Source organism: Streptomyces sp. NPDC090442 (genome assembly GCF_044769405.1).
GTDB lineage: Bacteria > Actinomycetota > Actinomycetes > Streptomycetales > Streptomycetaceae > Streptomyces.
Window position 1 is genome coordinate 1 of sequence record NZ_JBIVXW010000216.1, and the last position, 2209, is coordinate 2209.

1 protein-coding gene is annotated in these 2209 nt (G+C 69.6%); it reads right to left on the reverse strand.

Annotation, left to right across the window (positions count from 1 at the left end; all coding sequences use genetic code 11):
• Positions 1-2209 (reverse strand): type I polyketide synthase (locus tag ACIQU6_RS44460; RefSeq protein WP_403488397.1); only part of this gene is annotated, 2209 nt, incomplete at both ends.

Here is a 2209-nt window from a genome sequence, read left to right on the forward strand (position 1 = left end):
ACCACCACCAACCAACCGCCCCACCGGCCAGAACCACTCCCGCTGGAACGCATACGTCGGCAACTCCACCCACCCCGCACCCACACCAGCGAAGAAGTCCCGCCAGCCCGCGACGAGTCCGCGCGTGTGGAAGTGGGCTCGGGCCGTGAGCACCGCGGACTCCTCGTCACGGTCCTTGCGCAGGACCGGAACGGTCACGGCTTCTCCCGCGAGGGACTGTTGGGCCAGGGCGGACAGGACACCGTCGGGTCCCAGCTCCACGAAGGTCCGCACTCCCTCGGCTTCGAGGGTGGTGACGCCGTCGGCGAAACGGACGGCTTCCCGGACGTGCCGGACCCAGTACTCCGCCGAGCACAACTCGTCGGCCGAGGCCAGTCCGCCCGTCAGGTTCGACACGACGGGGAGGGTCGGAGCAGCGTAGGACAGCTCCTCGGCAACAGCCCGGAAGCCATCGAGCATCGGGTCCATCAGCGGGGAGTGGAACGCGTGCGACACCTGGAGACGACTGGTGCGCCGCCCCTGGTCGGCGAAGTGCTGTGCCACGGCCTGCACGTCATCGTCAGTGCCGGAGACGACCACGGAGGCAGGGCCGTTGACGGCGGCGATAGAGAGCCCATCGGACAGGTGCGGGACGACCTCGTCCTCGGCGGCCTGGACCGCGACCATCGCACCACCGGACGGCAACGCCTGCATCAACGACGCACGCGCCACCACCAGACGACACGCATCCCGCAAGGTGAACACCCCCGCGACATGCGCCGCCGCAATCTCACCGATGGAATGACCGGCCACGAAGTCCGGCCGCACACCCCAACTCTCCACCAGCCGATACAACGCCACCTCGACGGCGAAGAGAGCCGGCTGCGCCCAACCCGTCTCGTTCAACGCGTCGGCGTCCGCACCCCACATCACCGCACGCACACCGACCCCGGACGACGAACCAGACAGCTCCTCGTCCAACAGCTCGATCACCGAGTCCAGTGCCTGGGCGAACACCGGGAACCGGCCATACAACTCACGCCCCATCCCCAGGCGCTGCGAACCCTGACCCGAGAACAACACGGCCGAACTGCCGCTCGCCACCGAGTCGGAGACCACGGACGGATCGGGCGCGCCGAGTGCCAGGGCGCCCAGGGCTGCGATGGGGTCCGTCTGGTCACTGACGAGCAGGACCGCACGGTGGTCGAACAGCGAACGGGTGGCTGCCAGCGAGTGGCCGATGTCCACCGAGCGCAGGCCGGGCCGCGCCAGCAAGGAGTCACGGAGGCGGGCGGCCTGGGCACGCAGGGCCTCCGGCGTCTTTCCGGACAGCACCCACGGCACCACGTCGGGCTCCGCAGCACTGGTTTCCGTCACCGGACGGTCGGCGCCGCTCGCCGGCTGTTCCAGGATGACGTGGGCGTTGGTGCCACTGATACCGAACGAGGACACGCCGGCCCGCCGGGCCCTGCCCGTCTCCGGCCAGGCCGTCTGCTCGGTGAGCAACTCGACGGCACCCGCGTCCCAGTCGACGTGCGACGACGGCGCATCGACGTGCAGGGTCTGCGGCAAGACACCGTGCCGCATCGCCAACACCATCTTGATCACACCGGCGACACCCGCCGCGGCCTGCGCGTGCCCGATGTTGGACTTGACCGAGCCGAGCAGCAGCGGACGCTCGGGATCACGATCGCGGCCATAGGTGGCGATCAGTGCCTGGGCCTCGATGGGGTCGCCGAGCGTCGTGCCGGTGCCGTGCGCCTCGACCACGTCCACATCACCCGTGGACAGGCCACCACTCGCCAACGCCTGGCGAATCACGCGCTGTTGGGACGGTCCGTTGGGAGCCGTCAGGCCGTTGGACGCACCGTCCTGGTTGACCGCCGAACCACGCACCACGGCCAGGACCTGATGACCGTTGCGCACGGCATCCGACTGGCGCTCCAACACCAGCATGCCCACACCCTCGGACCACCCCACACCATCAGCGGCCTCGGCGAACGCCTTGGAACGGCCGTCCGCAGCCAACCCCCGCTGACGGGAGAACTCCACGAACGTGCCTGGCGTCGACATCACCGTCACACCGCCGGCCAGGGCAAGAGTGCACTCGCCGGCTCGGAGTGCCTGGGCCCCCAAGTGCAGGGCGACCAGGGACGAGGAGCAGGCGGTGTCCACGGTGACGGCCGGGCCCTCGAAGCCGAAGGTGTACGAGACACGGCCGGAGGCCACA